This is a genomic window from Acidocella sp. MX-AZ02 (assembly GCF_000306035.1).
Taxonomy (GTDB): domain Bacteria; phylum Pseudomonadota; class Alphaproteobacteria; order Acetobacterales; family Acetobacteraceae; genus Acidocella; species Acidocella facilis.
On record NZ_JH976235.1, the window covers coordinates 1 to 1,218 of the forward strand.

Consider the following 1,218-nt stretch of genomic DNA (forward strand, 5'->3'; position numbering starts at 1 on the left):
GCCAACTATTCGGATGGGATTCTCTATCTGATGGCGGTGCTGCTGCTGCTGGCGCTGGCGGTGATTCTGGACCGCTTCTGGTTCCTGCGCAGCACCATTCTGCGTGGCGAGAGCGTCATCCGCGCCACCGCGCAGGAGACGGCCTTGCGTCAGGGCGAGTTGGTGGCGCTGCGCAACCGCGCCGGCAAGCTGCCGGAAGCCGCGCTGCTGGATACCGCCTTGCGCCATGCCGGCATGGTCAATGCCGAGGCGCTGAACAGCCGGCTCGATGAGGCGGTGATGCTGATCGCCCCCGGCCTGGACCGCCGGCTCTGGCTGCTGGATACCATCATCACCCTGGCGCCGCTGATGGGGCTGTTTGGCACCATCATCGGCATGTTCCATGCCTTCAACGTGCTGGCCGCGCCCGGCCATGCCCCGGCGGAAGTCACCGGCGGCGTGGCGGATGCGCTGGTTGCCACCGCCTTTGGCCTGTTCATCGCCATGTTGGGGCTGGCGGCGTTCAATGCGCTCTCCAACCAGGTGCGGCTGGTCGTGCATCAGCTTGATTCGCTGAAGGTGCTGATCGTCAACCGCATGGACGGCGCCCCGGTGGTGCAAGCCGGCAAGACCGGTGCTGGCGCCAGCACCGCCGCCAAGTTCGCCACGGCCTGAGCGGAACCCCCCACCATGCGCTATTTCGAACGCCGCAAGGCGCGCATCGAGATCATCCCGATGATCGATGTGATGCTGTTCCTGCTTGTGTTTTTCATCATCGTGACGATGCAGATGATCCCCGATGCCGGGGTTTCGATGCAGCTGCCCAACGCCGCCCAGACGCAGCAATTGCCGCATCCGAAATTCATCGTGAATGTGATGGCGGATGGCACCATCAAGGTGAAGGACCAGGTGATGAGCGCCGACCAGCTCAGCGCCATGTTCGCTGGCGATGGCGCCCCGGACAAGACGGAAGTCACCATCGCCGCTGACAAGGCCAGCGCCTTCCAGCATTTCATGACGGTGATCGACGCCGCCAAGAAGGCCGGGGTGACCGATATCGGCATCGCCGCGCAGCCGCAGGCGGCGCAATGATGGCTGGCATGTCCGGTGAATGGGGCGGGGAGGGGCATTCCAATCGCCGCTTCCTGCTGGCGATCGGCGCCGGGCTGCTGCTCGAGGCCGGGGCGCTGGGGCTGTTGCTGCCGGCCATGCAGCATCAGCAACCGCCGCCGGCCAAGC

Annotated in this window: 2 protein-coding genes; both read left to right on the forward strand. The window is 65.5% G+C overall.

Features of this window, described 5'->3' with window-relative positions; genetic code table 11:
• A partial coding sequence (locus MXAZACID_RS17270; protein WP_008495858.1) for a MotA/TolQ/ExbB proton channel family protein occupies positions 1 to 654 on the forward strand: 654 nt, incomplete at its 5' end.
• A 15-nt stretch (positions 655 to 669) separates the two neighbouring features.
• Complete coding sequence (locus tag MXAZACID_RS17275) at positions 670 to 1,071, forward strand: biopolymer transporter ExbD (protein WP_008495860.1); 402 nt, start codon at positions 670 to 672, stop codon at positions 1,069 to 1,071.
• Positions 1,072 to 1,218: the final 147 nt, after the last annotated feature.

Coding starts and splice junctions, on each gene's coding strand:
- MXAZACID_RS17275 (WP_008495860.1), top strand. CDS start 670: ATGCGCTATTTCGAACGCCGCAAGGCGCGCATCGAGATCATCCCGATG.